The sequence below is a fragment of the Stenotrophomonas sp. TWI587 genome (assembly GCF_039674145.1).
In the GTDB taxonomy this organism is placed as follows: domain Bacteria; phylum Pseudomonadota; class Gammaproteobacteria; order Xanthomonadales; family Xanthomonadaceae; genus Stenotrophomonas; species Stenotrophomonas maltophilia_AY.
Map to the genome: position 1 here is coordinate 1 of NZ_JBDJMW010000011.1, position 14,370 is coordinate 14,370.

13 protein-coding genes are annotated in these 14,370 nt (G+C 66.1%); 8 read left to right on the forward strand and 5 right to left on the reverse strand.

The genetic code is table 11. The annotated features are described in order from the left end of the window. Positions 1-217: 217 nt before the first annotated feature. On the reverse strand, positions 218-997 hold the full coding sequence (locus ABE464_RS16305; RefSeq protein WP_346472784.1) for an enoyl-CoA hydratase/isomerase family protein: 780 nt from the start codon (positions 995-997) through the stop codon (positions 218-220). 34 nt (positions 998-1,031) lie between these two features. On the opposite strand from ABE464_RS16305, the gene ABE464_RS16310 reads away from it, so the two are divergent. After that, a complete protein-coding gene (locus ABE464_RS16310) occupies positions 1,032-1,475 on the forward strand; it encodes a copper chaperone PCu(A)C (RefSeq protein WP_346472785.1) in 444 nt (147 codons plus the stop codon). 33 nt (positions 1,476-1,508) lie between these two features. Here ABE464_RS16310 and ABE464_RS16315 read toward each other — a convergent pair whose 3' ends face one another. From ABE464_RS16315 to uvrA, 3 genes are all read right to left on the reverse strand, one after another. Beyond that, positions 1,509-2,222, reverse strand: a complete 714-nt coding sequence (locus tag ABE464_RS16315) for an enolase (RefSeq protein WP_346472786.1) — start codon at positions 2,220-2,222, stop codon at positions 1,509-1,511. Positions 2,223-2,298: 76 nt separating this feature from the next. Further along, entirely contained in the window at positions 2,299-2,706 is a 408-nt protein-coding gene (locus ABE464_RS16320) for a thioesterase family protein (protein WP_088432134.1), read from the reverse strand. After that, positions 2,703-5,678, reverse strand: a complete 2,976-nt coding sequence (uvrA, locus tag ABE464_RS16325) for an excinuclease ABC subunit UvrA (protein ID WP_346472787.1) — start codon at positions 5,676-5,678, stop codon at positions 2,703-2,705. The genes ABE464_RS16320 and uvrA overlap by 4 nt, the downstream gene beginning before the upstream one ends. 295 nt (positions 5,679-5,973) lie before the next feature. On the opposite strand from uvrA, the gene rplU reads away from it, so the two are divergent. From rplU to obgE, 3 genes are all read left to right on the forward strand, one after another. Continuing rightward, positions 5,974-6,291 carry a 50S ribosomal protein L21 gene (gene rplU, locus ABE464_RS16330; protein WP_019184518.1) on the forward strand — a complete coding sequence of 106 codons (318 nt, stop codon included), beginning with the start codon at positions 5,974-5,976 and terminating at the stop codon, positions 6,289-6,291. Between the two features lie 15 nt (positions 6,292-6,306). After that, positions 6,307-6,567 (forward strand): 50S ribosomal protein L27, encoded by a 261-nt coding sequence (rpmA, locus tag ABE464_RS16335; protein ID WP_019184517.1) that lies wholly within the window; start codon positions 6,307-6,309, stop codon positions 6,565-6,567. 194 nt (positions 6,568-6,761) lie between these two features. After that, positions 6,762-7,814, forward strand: a complete 1,053-nt coding sequence (obgE, locus tag ABE464_RS16340; protein WP_088432136.1) for a GTPase ObgE — start codon at positions 6,762-6,764, stop codon at positions 7,812-7,814. A gap of 163 nt (positions 7,815-7,977) precedes the next feature. Here the strand turns inward: obgE and rpsT are convergent, their stop codons facing one another. Next, positions 7,978-8,247 carry a 30S ribosomal protein S20 gene (gene rpsT, locus ABE464_RS16345; RefSeq protein WP_019184515.1) on the reverse strand — a complete coding sequence of 90 codons (270 nt, stop codon included), beginning with the start codon at positions 8,245-8,247 and terminating at the stop codon, positions 7,978-7,980. A 116-nt stretch (positions 8,248-8,363) separates the two neighbouring features. On the opposite strand from rpsT, the gene murJ reads away from it, so the two are divergent. The 4 genes from murJ to lspA all read left to right on the forward strand — a co-directional run bounded on the left by murJ (position 8,364) and on the right by lspA (position 14,325). Further along, a complete protein-coding gene (murJ, locus tag ABE464_RS16350; RefSeq protein ID WP_026069993.1) occupies positions 8,364-9,968 on the forward strand; it encodes a murein biosynthesis integral membrane protein MurJ in 1,605 nt (534 codons plus the stop codon). Positions 9,969-10,043: 75 nt separating this feature from the next. After that, positions 10,044-10,991, forward strand: a complete 948-nt coding sequence (locus ABE464_RS16355) for a bifunctional riboflavin kinase/FAD synthetase (RefSeq protein WP_346472788.1) — start codon at positions 10,044-10,046, stop codon at positions 10,989-10,991. Next, complete coding sequence (gene ileS / locus ABE464_RS16360) at positions 10,988-13,819, forward strand: isoleucine--tRNA ligase (RefSeq protein WP_346472789.1); 2,832 nt, start codon at positions 10,988-10,990, stop codon at positions 13,817-13,819. The genes ABE464_RS16355 and ileS overlap by 4 nt, the downstream gene beginning before the upstream one ends. Continuing rightward, positions 13,819-14,325 (forward strand): signal peptidase II, encoded by a 507-nt coding sequence (gene lspA / locus ABE464_RS16365; RefSeq protein WP_346464370.1) that lies wholly within the window; start codon positions 13,819-13,821, stop codon positions 14,323-14,325. The genes ileS and lspA overlap by 1 nt, the downstream gene beginning before the upstream one ends. The last annotated feature ends 45 nt before the right edge of the window (positions 14,326-14,370 follow it).

The following is a 14,370-nucleotide window of genomic DNA, read 5'->3' on the forward strand; positions in this document are numbered from 1 at the left end:
GGGGGGGGGGGGGGGGGGGGGGGGGGGGGGGGGGGGGGGGGGGGGGGGGGGGGGGGGGGGGGGGGGGGGGGGGGGGGGGGGGGGGGGGGGGGGGGGGGGGGGGGGGGGGGGTGGGGGGGGGGGGGGGGGGGTGTTGGGTTGGGGTTCCCGCGGCCGCCCCCCCCCCCCCCCCCCCCCCCCCACTACCGGTGTGCGCGGGCGCTTCAGCCGTGGTGGGTCATCCCTTGCCCAGCCTGGCTACCAGCCCCTGCAGCGCCTGCTGGGCGTCCGGGGCATACCAGGCCTCGATGAAGCGATCCAGCTGGATCAGGTCGGCGTGCAGGGCCTCGTGGAGATCGGCACGGGCGATGGCGCGGGTCAGCAGCATCGGCTGGCGCGGCAGCTTCAGCAGGTTCTGCAGCCAGGCCACGGCACGGGCGACCACCAGATCGGCATCGACCACCTCATCGACCAGCCCGATCTGCAACGCCCGCTCGGCCGGCACCATCTCGCCACCGACCAGCAGGGTGGTCGCCCGATGATGGCCGACCACGCGGCGCATCAGGCGCTGGATGCCTTCCGGTGCGACCAACCCGACCTGCACTTCGTTCAGGCCGATCACCGTGGGATGGGCGGCATCGGGGCTGCGCGCGATGATCCGGTAGTCGCAGCACAAGGCGAGCACGCAGCCGCCGGCCGGTGCGTGCCCGGTCATGGCGGCAACTACCGGGACGCGGCATTCGGCCAGCGTGCGCACGGCGCCGAAGAAGGCCTGCCAGCTGTCCAGCAGCTTGTGTTTGTCATCGCCGTGGCCGAGCAGGTGCGGCACGTCCATGCCGGCGCTGAAGATGCGCTCGCTGCCGGACAGCACGATGCCGTGCACGTCATCGGACATGGCCTGGTTGATCGCGTGGATCAGATGCCGGCACAGCTCGGTGTCCAACGCGTTGACCGGTGGCCTGGCCAGCCGCAGTTCGCGGATGGGGCCATGGTTGATCACCTCGATGAGCGTTGTCATGCTGCAGTCTCGTTGCGGACAGGGAACGAAGCCGATGATAACCAAACCATTCGTGTGCGTATTGTTGGGGCTGTGTGCGTTCGCAACATCCGCCGTGGCGGCAGAGCCGGCCTGCGTGTCACTGCGCGAGGGGTGGGTACGCTTGCCGCCGGGCGCGATGCCGATGGCGGCCGGCTACGGCCAGATCCGCAATGACTGCGGCCATGCGGTGGTGGTGGTCGCTGCCGGCAGCAAGGCGTTCGGCGATGTCTCGCTGCACGAAACCACGCTGGTCAACGGCGTCAGCCGCATGCGCGCGGTGGAACGCCTGCCGATCGCGGCCGGCGCAACGGTCGCGCTCAAACCTGGCGGACTGCATCTGATGTTGATGCAGCCGGAGGTGGCGCTGAAGGAAGGCGCGCAGCTGCCGTTGCGGCTGAGCCTGGAAGATGGGCGCAAGGTGGATGGAACGTTGCAGGTGCGCAGCGCGTTGAAGTAAGCATCGCAACGCTGCGCAGCCGGGAGCGACCGTCTACGACCAGTCGAAGGAAAACAGCACGGTGCGGCTGTGTGGCTCGTACAGCATCACGATGGCATCCGGGCCTGCCGCGCACCAGTTGTAGCCGGCGACTTCGGCGACCGAGAAGAACGGGTTGCCGTTGCGGCTGATGATGACGCGCTCGGCATCCTCCGGTGCATGCCGGTCGTACGCGGCGGCGGTGAATGTCAGCGCGAACGCCGCCGGAATCGGCGCGGTTTCAACCCAGTTGCCGTTCGACACCTGTCCGCCCAGCACGTCAAGATAGGCCTGCTCGCCTGCGCTGCCGTCGCCGTATCGCGAATAGCTGGCCAGGCGGCCATGCGACTGGAAGTAGGCATGCGCTTTGGCGAAGCTCTCCGTCATTTCGGTGACGTGTTTGTCTGCCACCTGATCGCCGAGGAAATAGCCTTCCTCCCCCAGGAATCGCATGCGGTTATCGGCGGTCAGCTCGAATGCGATCCAGTTCGTGCCGGTGAACTCGGTGTAGTGCGCTGCGGTCTCTTCGCCGATGCAGCCTTCATCCGGTTCGATCGGGCACAGCATCGTGGCAATGGTGCCGGTCAGCGCCGGGCGCAATACGCCCAGGTCGATGCTGATCAGTGGCAGCAGATGTCGCCCCAGCCACGGCTGGTCGGCGGTGAATACGTCGGTGGGGAAGGGCGTGAGCCCGGGCCGCAGCGTGCGGATATCAGTTTGGTGAAACATGTCATTCCTTTGCAGGTGAAACGAGCGTGCCGGCCAGCGGCCGGCACTACCCTTCAGCTTGACGCGGCAGAACCCATCAGCTTGACGCGGTGCGGATCGCCTCGGGCAACGGCGCGCTCTTGCCGGTCTGCGTGTCCATCCAGACCACCACCACGTTGCCATCCGAATACAGCGTGCTGTCGTTCTTCTCGTCCACGATGCGGTGGCCGATGGTCACGCTGCTGTTGCCGAGACGCTCGACGAACAGCTCCACCACGATGTCGTTGGGCCATACGATCGGCAGGCGATAGTTGACGTTGGTCGCCGCCACTACCGGTGCGATCCGGTCGGTCATCGAAACGCCCTCCACGCCCAGCATCCAGCGCACGCGCGCTTCTTCCAGGTAGGAGATGTACTTGGCGTTGTTCACGTGGCCCATGCTGTCCATGTCGCGCCAGCGGACGCTGATCGGCACGCGGGCGAGGATCTTGTGCTCGTTGCTCATGCGGTCTTCTTCTTGGTCTTGCTGGGGGCGTTGGTCGCGGCGGTCTTGCGCACGGCCTTCTTCGGTTCCGGCTTGGCCTTGCGCGGCGGGCGGGCATCGGGCTTGTTGGCCACGGCCGCCGGCTGTTCCGGGCGCGCGCTGGTAGAGGGCAGCATCTTGGCCAGGAACTGGCCGGTGTACGAGGTCGGGCAGGCCGCCACGTCTTCGGGCGTACCGGTGACCAGGATGGTGCCACCGCGATGGCCACCTTCCGGACCGAGATCGACGATCCAGTCGGCGGTCTTGATCACGTCCAGGTTGTGCTCGATCACCACCACCGTGTTGCCTTCGTCGCGCAGCTTGTGCAGCACGCCGAGCAGCGCTTCGATGTCGTGGAAGTGCAGGCCGGTGGTCGGCTCATCCAGGATGTACAGGGTGCGCCCGGTATCCCGACGCGACAGTTCCTTGGACAGCTTCACACGCTGCGCTTCACCGCCGGACAGCGTGGTCGCGCTCTGGCCCAGCTTGATGTAACTCAGGCCCACATCGACCAGCGTTTCCAGCTTGCGCGCGATGCTCGGCACCGGCTCGAACAGCTTCAGGGCATCTTCGACGGTCATCTGCAGCACGTCGTTGATGTTGTAACCCTTGTAGAGGATCTCCAGCGTTTCGCGGTTGTAGCGCTTGCCGTGGCAGACATCGCAGGGAACGTACACGTCCGGCAGGAAGTGCATTTCCACCTTGATCAGGCCATCGCCCTGGCACGCTTCGCAGCGGCCGCCACGCACGTTGAAGCTGAAACGGCCCGGCGAATAGCCGCGCGCACGCGCTTCGGGCACCTGCGCGTACAGCTCGCGCAGCGGCGTGAACAGGCCGGTATAGGTGGCCGGGTTCGAGCGCGGGGTGCGGCCGATCGGCGACTGGTCGATGTCCACCACCTTGTCGAACAGATCCAGCCCGTCCACTTCCTTGTAGGGGGCGATCGGGTGCGAGGAGCCGTTGATCTCGTTGGCGGCCAGCGAGAACAGGGTGTCGTTGATCAGGGTCGACTTGCCCGAGCCGGACACGCCGGTGATGCAGGTCAGCAGGCCCGACGGAATGTCCAGGTCCACGCCCTTGAGGTTGTTGCCGCTGGCACCGCGCAGGTGCAGCGTCATCTTCGGGTTGGGCTTGTGCCGGCGCGCCGGGATCTCGATGGCGCGCTTGCCCGACAGGTACTGGCCGGTCAGCGAACGCGGGGCATCCAGGATGTCCTGCAGCGTGCCCTGGCCGACGATCTCGCCGCCGTGCACGCCCGCGCCCGGACCGATGTCCAGTACGTAGTCGGCCAGGCGGATCGCGTCTTCGTCATGCTCGACCACGATCACCGTGTTGCCGAGGTCGCGCAGGCGGGTCAGGGTGCCGAGCAGACGCTCGTTGTCGCGCTGGTGCAGGCCGATCGACGGCTCATCCAGTACATACATCACACCGACCAGGCCGGCACCGATCTGCGAGGCCAGCCGGATGCGCTGGGCTTCGCCACCGGACAGGGTGTCGGCCTTGCGCTCCAGGGTCAGGTAATCCAGGCCGACGTCGACCAGGAAGCCGAGCCGTTCGCCGATTTCCTTGACGATCTTGCCGGCGATCTCGCCGCGCCAGCCGGGCAGGGTCATGCTGCTGAAGAACTTCAGCGCATCGTCGATCGGCATCACCACCAGTTCGGGCAGTGCACGGTCGGCCACGAACACATTGCGCGCGGCCTTGTTCAGGCGCTGGCCGTTGCACTCTGGGCAGTTGCGCTCGCTGATGTACTTGGCCAGCTCTTCGCGCACCGCCGAGGATTCGGTCTCTTTATAGCGGCGCTCGAGGTTGGGAATGATGCCCTCGAAGCGATGCTTGCGCTGGGTGCGGCCGCCGGCTTCGGTGAAGTAGGTGAAGGTGATCGTCTCCTCACCGCTGCCGTACAGCACGGCCTGGCGCACATCCTCGGGCAGGCTCTGCCAGGGGGCGTCGGTGTCGAACTTGTAGTGCTTGGCCAGCGAGGCGATCAGCTGGAAGTAGTACGCATTGCGGCGGTCCCAACCGCGCACGGCACCGGCCGAGAGCGACAGTTCCGGGTGCACCACCACGCGCGAGGGATCGAAGAACTCGGCCATGCCCAGGCCATCACAGCCCGGGCAGGCGCCGACCGGTGAGTTGAACGAGAACAGGCGCGGTTCCAGCTCCGGTAGCGAGTAATCGCAGACCGGGCAGCTGTACTTGGAGGAGAACAGGTGCGCAGGCGCATCCTCCACATCCAGCGACTGCACCGAGACCATCCCGTCGCCCAGCTTCAGCGCGGTTTCAAAGCTCTCGGCCAGGCGTTGCTTGATGTCCTCGCGCGGCCGGAAGCGATCAATCACTGCTTCGATGGTGTGCTTCTGGCGCAGCGCCAGCGGCGGCACCGCATCGATTTCATGCAGCTGGCCGTCCACGCGTACACGCACATAGCCCTGCGCGCGCAGCTGGTCGAACACCTGGGCATGCTCGCCCTTGCGCTCGCGGATCACCGGGGCCAGCAGCATGTAGCGCTGCTCGGCATCCAGGGTCAGCACGTGGTCGACCATCTGGCTGACCGTCTGCGCTTCCAGCGGGTAGCCGTGGTCCGGGCAGCGGGGGCTGCCGACGCGGGCGTACAGCAGGCGCAGGTAGTCGTAGATCTCGGTGATCGTGCCGACGGTCGAGCGCGGGTTGTGCGAGGTCGACTTCTGCTCGATCGAGATCGCCGGGGACAGACCCTCGATGTGGTCCAGGTCCGGCTTTTCCATCACGCTGAGGAACTGGCGGGCATAGGCCGACAGCGACTCCACGTAACGGCGCTGGCCTTCAGCGTAGATGGTGTCGAACGCCAACGAGGACTTGCCCGAGCCGGACAGGCCGGTGATGACAATGAGCTTGTCGCGGGGCAGGTCGAGATCGATGTTCTTGAGATTGTGCGTCCGCGCGCCGCGGATGCGGATGAAATCCATCGCCATGGGGGATCCGTTGTGGGGCTTCGGCTCAGGGAGCCGGCAAGCGGGTGGGGCAATCGGAAACGGCAATCGGTCAGCCTACCGAGCTTGGGATTTGGGGGCAATCGCGGACTTTGCCACCCCCATGTCTCATTCCCTGAGACCCCGCCGGCCGGTTTCCTGAACCGTATTCAGCCAAATCCGGGTCCGAGCAGGGGGTGGGTTGACCCGAAGTGGTTGAAGTCATTAAAATTCCGCTTCTGTCCGCCCTCGATGGCGGCAGTCCATAGACCACAATAACTACAGAGGAAGTCTGGTCATGTACGCAGTACTGGTAACCGGCGGTAAGCAATACCGCGTGGCGCAGGGCGAAACGCTCCGCGTTGAAAAGCTCGAAGTCGAAGTCGGCAACGAGATCAAGTTCGACAACATCCTGATGCTGGGTGACAGCGATGGCATCAAGCTGGGCGACGCGCTGAGCGGCGCTTCGGTCACTGCCAAGGTCGTGTCCCAGGGTCGTGCCGACAAGGTCCGGATCATCAAGTTCCGTCGCCGTAAGCACCACATGAAGCGTCAGGGTCACCGTCAGTACTACACCGAAATCGAGATCACCGGCATTGCCGGTGGCAGCAAGTAATAAGGAGAAGCAGTCATGGCACATAAGAAGGGCGTAGGCTCATCGCGCAACGGTCGCGACTCCAACCCGAAGTACCTCGGCGTCAAGATCTTCGGTGGCCAGGCCATCGATGCCGGCAACATCATCGTGCGTCAGCGCGGCACCCAGTTCCATCCGGGTACCGGCGTTGGCCTCGGCCGTGACCACACCCTGTTCGCGCTCGTCGACGGCAAGGTGGAGTTCTCGGTCAAGGGCCCGAAGAAGCGTCGTACCGTCAGCGTCGTCGCCGAAGCCTGATCTTCAGCGGTACGCAGGCGCCCACGCCACGGCGTGGGGTCGCTGACGAAAGCCCCGCTTCGGCGGGGTTTTTCGTTGGTATCAACTATCGGGCGGGACATTTCCCGCCGCCGGCCCTGGATCGTACCGGGGCCGTTAGACTCTGCGGTGGGGTGCACCTCGCGCCCGCCGCCTCCAGATTGGCATCCAGAATCATGAAACTTGTAGACGAAGCAGAAATCCAGGTGATCGCCGGCAATGGCGGCAACGGCTGCATCGGTTTCCGTCGCGAGAAGTTCATTCCGCTGGGCGGGCCGGACGGTGGCGACGGCGGTAATGGTGGCAGCGTGTGGATCCGCGCCGACGAGAACCTCAATACCCTGGTCGATTTCCGCCATGACCGCATCTTCAAGGCGCAGCGTGGCGAGAACGGCATGGGCCGCCAGGCCTATGGCAAGGGCGGCGAAGACCTGGTCATCACCGTGCCGATCGGCACCGTGATCATGAACGTCAGCACCGATGAAGTGATCGGCGATCTGACCAGCCATGGTGACCGCCTGCTGGTGGCCAAGGGTGGCCGCGGCGGCCTGGGCAACATGCATTTCAAGAGCTCCACCAACCGCTCGCCGCGCCAGGCGCTGCCGGGCGAAGAGGGTGAAGAGCGCCTGCTCAAGCTGGAACTGAAACTGCTGGCCGACGTCGGCCTGCTGGGCTTCCCGAATGCCGGCAAGAGCACCCTGATCCGCGCTGTGTCGGCTGCGACCCCGAAGGTCGCCGATTACCCGTTCACCACGCTGTACCCCAATCTGGGTGTCGTGCGCGTGGAGAACTACCGCAGCTTCGTGATCGCCGACATTCCCGGCCTGATCGAAGGTGCGGCCGATGGCGCTGGCCTGGGCGCGCAGTTCCTGCGCCACCTGCAGCGCACCCGCCTGCTGCTGCACCTCGTGGATATCTCCCCGATGGAAGGCGGCGTGGAAGGTGTCTCGCCGATCGAGCAGGTCCGTGCGATCGAGCGCGAGCTGGAAAAGCACGATCCGGAGCTGCTGGACAAGCCGCGCTGGCTGGTGCTGAACAAGGCTGACCTGATGTTCGAGGACGAGGCCAAGGCCGCCGCCGAGAAGATCGTCGCCGAACTGGGCTGGACCCAGCCGTGGTACCTGGTCTCGGCGCTGGGCCGCGAAGGCACCTGGCCGATCATGAACAACGTGATGGCCTTCTTCGATCGCCAGAAGGAAGACGAGGCGCAAGCGCGCGATGCGTACTGAGCGCACCCGCGCGCCCCTGAGAAACCCGGCTCCGGCCGGGTTTTTCTGTGGTGCCGCCATTTCCAGATCGCAGGCAACAAAAAACCCGGCCGGGGCCGGGCTTTTTTCTGCGGCTGGGTCGAAGCCACGCAGCGCGTGGCTCTACGACACCCGCAGCGCCGTATCAGGCGGCCTTGATGGCCTTGATGCGCGCGGTCAGGCGGCTCTTATGGCGAGCAGCCTTGTTCTTGTGGATCAGACCACGCGAGCTGAAACGGTCGAGGATCGGCTGGGCAACAGCAAAGGCTGCCTCGGCGCCGGCGGCGTCGTTGGCATCCAGAGCCTTGATCACCTTCTTGACAGCGGTGCGCAGCATCGAACGCTGAGCCGTATTGCGCGCGTTGCGCACGACGGTCTGCTTGGCGCGCTTCTTGGCGGACTTGATATTGGCCACAGTGGTGGTTTCCTGAAAAATCGGTGTAATGGGAACAGCAAGCTGGAAAGTATGATGGCTCGAAAAATGTACGTCAAGTCAATTGTCAAGAGGGAACACGGGTGAGTTCACCAAGGATGTTGCGGGGCCTGCTGTCTTTCAGCAGCATGACCATGATTTCGCGGGTGTTGGGGCTGGTTCGCGACCTGGTCATCACCACCACGTTCGGCACCAATGCGGTGACCGACGCCTTCTGGGTCGCCTTCCGGGTGCCCAATTTCCTGCGCCGGCTGTTCGCCGAGGGCTCGTTCGCCACCGCGTTCGTGCCGGTGTTCACAGAGGTGAAGGAAACCCGTTCTCACGCCGAACTGCGCGAGCTGATGTCGCGGGTGGCCGGCACGCTGGGTGGGGTGCTGCTCTTGGTCACCGCGCTGGCGCTGATCTTCGCGCCGCAGCTGGCAACCCTGTTCTCCAGCGGGGTGGACACCGACCCGGCCAAGCACGGCCTGTTGGTGGACCTGTTCCGGCTGACCTTTCCGTTCCTGCTGTTTGTCTCGCTGACCGCCCTGGCGGGTGGGGCGCTCAACAGTTTCCAGAAGTTCGCGATGCCGGCACTGACCCCGGTCATCCTCAACCTGTGCATGATCGCCGGCGCGTTGTGGCTGGCCCCTCGGCTGGGCGGCACCCCGGAGAAGCAGATCCTCGCCCTGGGCTGGGCGGTGCTGGCCGCCGGCCTGCTGCAGTTGCTGTTCCAGCTGCCCTCGCTGAAGGGCATCAACCTGCTGACCCTGCCGCGCTGGGGCTGGCGGCATCCGGGTGTGCGCAAGGTCCTGACCCTGATGGTGCCGACCCTGTTCGGCTCCTCGATCGCGCAGATCAACCTGCTGCTGGACACCGTGATCGCGGCCAAGCTGACCGACGGCTCGCAGTCCTGGCTCTCGCTGGCCGACCGCTTCCTGGAGCTGCCGCTGGGCGTGTTCGGCGTCGCGCTGGGCACGGTGATCCTGCCGGCGCTGGCCCGCCACCATGTGAGCACCGACAAGGCCGGCTTCTCCAGTGCGCTGGACTGGGGCCTGCGCACGACCCTGCTGATCGCCGTTCCGGCCATGCTGGGCCTGCTGCTGCTGGCCGAGCCGCTGATCGCCACGGTCTTCCAGTACGGGCGTTTCACCGCCTTCGATACCCGGATGACCGCGCTGTCGGTGTACGGCCTGAGCTTCGCGCTGCCGGCGTTCGCGCTGCTCAAGGTGGTCCTGCCGGCCTTCTACGCCCGCCAGGACACCCGTACCCCGGTCCGCGCCGGCGTGGCCGCGCTGGTGGCCAACATGGTGTTCAACTTCATTCTGCTGGCCGTGCTGTACCAGGTGATGGTGCCCGACGCGCTCAAGGCGCAGGGCGTGTGGGTCGCGCTGGGCAAGCAGCCGGGCCTGCACTTGGCGCTGGGCATTGCCAGCGCGCTGTCCAGTTATCTGAACCTGGGCCTGCTCTGGTACTGGCTGGGCAAGACCGATGTGTATCAGCCCAAGCCGGGCTGGGGCGGCTATGTCACCAAGCTGGGGCTGGCCTGCGTGGCCATGGTGGCGGTGCTGCTGGCCCTGCGTTACGGGATGGCGGACTTCACCGGCATGGACAAATGGCACCGGATCGGCAACCTCGCGCTGCTGGTCGGCGGCGGTGGCCTGACCTACCTGGTGGCCCTGATCGCGATGGGCTTCCGCCCGCGCCACCTGCGGGAGCATTGATCCGGGGGCAGCCCGGCTATACTTCATGGCTATCTCTTGCAAAGCATCGGCCCTGGTGGGCCGCATTCCACGTAGATGAGCAGGCTGTTTAGAAGCGTCGAAGGCGGGCAGTTGTTCCCGCACGGAAGCGTGGTCTGCATCGGCGCATTCGACGGCCTGCACCTGGGTCATCGTGCGTTGGTGCGCCACGCCGTTTCGCGCGCGCGCGCACTGGGCGTGGCCGCCGTGGCAGTGGCCTTCGAGCCGCTGCCGCGCGAGTACTTCGCCCAGGGCGAGCCGCCGCCGCGGTTGACCCTGGCCCGCGACAAGGTCGCGATGCTGCGCGAGCTCGGCGTGGACGCGATCGGCCTGCTGCGCTTCGACGCGCGCATGGCCGCGATGCAGGCCGAGGATTTCGTCGAGCAGCTGCTGGTGCACCGGCTGAGCGCGCGCGAGGTGTGGATCGGGCCGGAGTTCTGCTTCGGCAACCGCCGCCGCGGTGATCTGGCCCTGCTGCAGGCGATGGGCCGCGAGCGTGGCTTCAGTGCCGACGAGATCGAGCCGGTGGATCTGCACGGTGAGCGCATCTCCAGCACCCGGATCCGCCAGCTGCTGCGCGCCGGCGATTTCCGTCATGCCGGCGATCTGCTGGGCAGGCCGTATACGATTGGGGGCAGGGTAGTGCGCGGCCGTCAGTTGGGCCGTACGCTGGGCTTCCCGACCGCCAACCTGCGCTTCCCGAAGACGCCGGCGCTGTCGGGAATCTACGCGACCTGGGTCCACGGTGTGTTCGATCAGCCGTGGCCGTCGGTCTCCAGCTTCGGTACGCGTCCCACCGTGGATGGCGTGGAGCCGCTGCTGGAAGCGCACCTGTTTGATTTCCAAGGCGACCTGTATGGCCGCCACATTGATGTCGAGTTCGTCGCCAAGCTGCGCGACGAAGAAAAGTTCCAAGATCTGGCTGCGTTGACCGACCAGATGCACCGTGACGCCGAACAGGCCCGTCACATCCTTTCCGAACACAGATTGCGAGCCACTGCGTGAGCCAGGACTACAAAGCCACCCTTCATCTGCCGGCAACCGAATTCCCGATGCGCGGCGACCTGCCCAAGCGCGAGCCGGGCATTCTGTCGCGCTGGGAGGACGAGGGCCTTTACGCCCGCCTGCGCGACAACGCGCAGGGCCGCCCGCTGTTCGTGCTGCACGACGGCCCGCCCTACGCCAATGGCCAGATCCACCTGGGCCACGCGGTCAACAAGATCCTCAAGGACATCATCGTCAAGTCGCGCTACCTGGCCGGCTTCGATGCGCCGTACGTGCCGGGCTGGGATTGCCACGGCCTGCCGATCGAGATCGCGGTCGAGAAGAAGTGGGGCAAGGTCGGCGTCAAGCTCGATGCGGTCGCGTTCCGCCAGAAGTGCCGCGAGTTCGCCGAAGAGCAGATCGAACTGCAGCGCCGCGACTTCAAGCGCCTGGGCGTGATCGGCGATTGGGACAACCCGTACAAGACGCTGAGCTTCGATTTCGAAGCCAACGAGATCCGTGCGCTTTCCAAGGTGTTCGCCAACGGTCACATCGTGCGCGGCGCCAAGCCGGTGCACTGGTGCTTCGACTGTGGCTCGGCGCTGGCCGAGGCCGAGATCGAATACCAGGACAAGACCTCCCCGGCGATCGACGTGGCCTACGTGTCGCGTGATTCGCAGCAGCTGGCCGAGCGCTTCGGCGTGACGCTGCCGGCCGATGTCGAGGTGGCGGTGCCGATCTGGACCACCACCCCGTGGACGCTGCCGGCCTCGCTGGCGGTGTCGCTCGGTGCGGAGATCGAGTACGTGCTGGCCGAAGGCCCGGCCCACAACGGCACGCGCCGTTGGCTGGTGCTGGCCGCCGCGCTGGCCGAGCGTTCGCTGCAGCGCTACGGCGTGGACGGCCTGGTCGTGCACGGTCGTGCCACCGGCGCCGCGCTGGAAAACCTGCTGCTGGCCCATCCGTTCTACCCGCAGCGCGACATCCCGCTGCTCAACGGCGCCCACGTCTCCGATGAAGACGGCACCGGCGCGGTGCACACCGCCCCCGGCCATGGCCAGGAAGACTTCGTGGTCAGCCAGCAGTACGGGCTGATGGACAAGTACAACGCCGGCCAGATCAACCCGGTCGACGGCCGTGGCGTGTACCTGTCCTCGACCCCGCCGGCCGGCGATGTCGAGCTGGCAGGCGTGCACCTGTGGAAGGCCCAGCCGTTGATCGTCGAGGTGCTGCGCGCCTCCGGTGCGCTGCTGGCCTTTGTCGAGATCGTGCACAGCTACCCGCATTGCTGGCGCCACAAGACGCCGGTCGTGTTCCGCGCCACCCCGCAGTGGTTCATCTCGATGGACAAGGCCAACCTGCGCCGCGACGCGATGGCCGCGATCGACAGCGTCGGCTGGTTCCCGAGCTGGGGCAAGGCGCGCATCGGCTCGATGGTCGATGGCCGCCCGGACTGGTGCATCAGCCGCCAGCGCACCTGGGGCGTGCCCATCGCGCTGTTCACCCACCGCGAAACCGGTGAGCCGCACCCGCGCACCGTCGAGCTGATGCAGCAGGTCGCCGACCGCGTGCAGGCCGACGGCATCGACGTGTGGTACTCCCTGGACAGCGCCGAGCTGCTGGGCGAGGAAGCGCCGCAGTACGAAAAGGTCACCGACATCCTGGATGTCTGGTTCGACTCGGGCGTGACCCATGAAGGCGTGCTGCTGGCACGTGGCTTCGGCAAGCCGGCCGATCTGTACCTGGAAGGTTCGGACCAGCACCGCGGCTGGTTCCAGTCCTCGCTGCTGACCGGCGTGGCCATCGACAAGCAGGCCCCGTACAAGCAGTGCCTCACCCACGGCTTCACCGTGGATGAGAAGGGCCGCAAGATGTCCAAGTCGCTGGGCAACGGCATCGAGCCGCAGGACATCATGAAGACCCTGGGCGCGGACATCCTGCGCCTGTGGATCGCCTCGGCCGATTACAGCAATGAAATGTCGCTGTCGCAGGAAATCCTCAAGCGCAACGCGGATGCCTACCGGCGCCTGCGCAACACCGCGCGCTTCCTGCTCGGCAACCTGGATGGCTTCGATCCGGCCCAGCACCTGGTGGCCCCGGCCGACATGGTCGCGCTGGACCGCTGGATCGTGCATCGCGCCTTCGAGGTGCAGGAGAAGATCAAGGCGGCGTACACCGGCTACAACATGGCCGAGATCGTGCAGCTGCTGCTTAACTTCTGCAGCGTGGATCTGGGCTCGGTGTATCTGGATGTCACCAAGGACCGCCTGTACACCATGCCGGTGGACTCGCGCGGCCGCCGCTCGGCGCAGACCGCGATGTACCACATCGCCGAAGCGTTCACGCGCTGGATCGCGCCGATCCTGAGCTTCACCGCCGATGAGCTGTGGGGGTACCTGCCGGGCGAGCGCAAGGAAAACGTGCTGTTCGCCACCTGGTATGAAGGACTGGCTCCGCTGCCGGCCGATGCACCGCTCAACGCCGCCGACTTCGATCAGCTGCTGGCCCTGCGCGAGCAGGTCGCCAAGGTGCTTGAGCCGATGCGCGCCAATGGTGCGATTGGTGCGGCGCTGGAAGCGGAGATCACCGTCGCCGCCGATGCCGAGACCGCTGCGCGCTGGCAGCCGCTGGCCGAGGAGCTGCGCTTCCTGCTGATCAGCGGTGACGTGCAGGTGCGCCCGGCGACCACCGACGAGGTGTTCGTCAGCGCCCAGCCGACCGGCAAGCAGAAGTGCGTGCGCTGCTGGCATTACCGCGCCGATGTCGGCTCGGTCGCTGCACACCCCGAGCTGTGTGGCCGCTGCGTAACCAACATCGACGGTGCCGGCGAAGACCGGCGGTGGTTCTGATGACCGCCGCCCGTCCGCGTCCGAACGCGTTGATCTGGCTGCTGCTGTCGGCGGTGATCATCATCGCCGACCAGTGGAGCAAGGCCTGGGTGCTGTCCAGCCTGCCCGAGTACGAACCGGTGGTGGTCATCGAGGGCTTCTGGAACTGGTACCGCACCTACAACACCGGTGCGGCATTCAGCTTCCTGAGTGATGCCGGTGGCTGGCAGCTGTGGTTCTTCACCGCGCTGGCGGTGGGCATCAGTGGCTTGATGGCCTACTGGATGTGGGGCACCGCGCGCGGTGCCTGGCGCAGCGCCGTGCCTTACGCGCTGGTGATCGGCGGGGCGATCGGCAACGTGATCGACCGCCTGATGCACGGTCACGTGGTCGACTTCATCCAGTGGCATATCGGGGACCATTACTGGCCCTCGTTCAACATCGCTGATTCGGCGATCGTGGTCGGCGCGGTGGGTATCGCCCTGTTCGGCCTGTTCGACGGCAAGGCTGCCAAAAAAGCGGGATAATTCCCTCCTGTATCCGTAACAACCCGGCTCACGCCGGCCGGAGTA

What these genes read in the sequence shown, in the direction of transcription:
- ABE464_RS16305 (WP_346472784.1), bottom strand. Translation starts at nt 997, where the DNA reads ATGACAACGCTCATCGAGGTGATCAACCATGGCCCCATCCGCGAACTG.
- ABE464_RS16310 (WP_346472785.1), top strand. Translation starts at nt 1,032, where the DNA reads ATGATAACCAAACCATTCGTGTGCGTATTGTTGGGGCTGTGTGCGTTC.
- ABE464_RS16315 (WP_346472786.1), bottom strand. Translation starts at nt 2,222, where the DNA reads ATGTTTCACCAAACTGATATCCGCACGCTGCGGCCCGGGCTCACGCCC.
- ABE464_RS16320 (WP_088432134.1), bottom strand. Translation starts at nt 2,706, where the DNA reads ATGAGCAACGAGCACAAGATCCTCGCCCGCGTGCCGATCAGCGTCCGC.
- uvrA (WP_346472787.1), bottom strand. Translation starts at nt 5,678, where the DNA reads ATGGCGATGGATTTCATCCGCATCCGCGGCGCGCGGACGCACAATCTC.
- rplU (WP_019184518.1), top strand. Translation starts at nt 5,974, where the DNA reads ATGTACGCAGTACTGGTAACCGGCGGTAAGCAATACCGCGTGGCGCAG.
- rpmA (WP_019184517.1), top strand. Translation starts at nt 6,307, where the DNA reads ATGGCACATAAGAAGGGCGTAGGCTCATCGCGCAACGGTCGCGACTCC.
- obgE (WP_088432136.1), top strand. Translation starts at nt 6,762, where the DNA reads ATGAAACTTGTAGACGAAGCAGAAATCCAGGTGATCGCCGGCAATGGC.
- murJ (WP_026069993.1), top strand. Translation starts at nt 8,364, where the DNA reads ATGTTGCGGGGCCTGCTGTCTTTCAGCAGCATGACCATGATTTCGCGG.
- ABE464_RS16355 (WP_346472788.1), top strand. Translation starts at nt 10,044, where the DNA reads ATGAGCAGGCTGTTTAGAAGCGTCGAAGGCGGGCAGTTGTTCCCGCAC.
- lspA (WP_346464370.1), top strand. Translation starts at nt 13,819, where the DNA reads ATGACCGCCGCCCGTCCGCGTCCGAACGCGTTGATCTGGCTGCTGCTG.